General features: G+C 56.3%; 2 pseudogenes. Both read left to right on the top strand.

From position 1 onward, the window contains the following. Positions 1–345, top strand: a pseudogene (locus H6A60_RS12185) (ABC transporter substrate-binding protein); the annotation flags it as partial. Positions 346–398: 53 nt separating this feature from the next. Beyond that, positions 399–636, top strand: a pseudogene (locus H6A60_RS12180) (hypothetical protein); the annotation flags it as partial.

Genomic DNA, 636 nt, shown 5'->3' with positions numbered 1-636 from the left:
ATCCTAACGAAAGACCCGGTGAAGCAGAAGGCCGCATGGGAGTATCTCAAGTTCGCATGCGGGCCCGAAGGTCAGAAGATCGCCGTACTGGGTTCTGGCTACATTCCGACGAACCGTCAGGCAGAAAAACCTGAATACCTGGGAGACTTCTACAAGAAGAACCCTCTCTGGTACACGCCCGTCACGCAGATTCAATACGCGTCTGCATGGCAGGGCTACAAAGGCGCCAACGGCGTCAAGATCTGGCACAAGCAGCGCGACCTCATCGGTCTCGTAATGCGCGGCGAACTTACGCCTCAAGAAGGACTCGCGCGGATTGTGAAGGAAACGGAAGCGCTCTTCTGATACGCAGTCCTCCGCTTCAATAAATCCAAAAGCCCGAAACCGCACCAAAAACAATGAAGAACTTTTCGCTCATCCTCCTCGACTGCGACGGCGTGCTTGTCGACAGCGAACCTCTTGCCTGCGTCGCCGACGCGCTTGCTACCGATGCTTACGGCGATCCTACCCGTCGCATGACACCTGCAGTCGCCATGGCGCGCTTCACCGGCATTTCAACCGCCGACATGCAGCACATTCTTCGATCGGACTACGGTGTTGAAGACTTCGACGGCTGGACTGCGCTCAAGGAAAAGC

Origin of the sequence: Sutterella massiliensis (assembly GCF_016899755.1) — a bacterium.
Classification (GTDB): domain Bacteria; phylum Pseudomonadota; class Gammaproteobacteria; order Burkholderiales; family Burkholderiaceae_F; genus Sutterella; species Sutterella massiliensis.
This window is presented reverse-complemented; position numbering and strand designations above follow the sequence as displayed.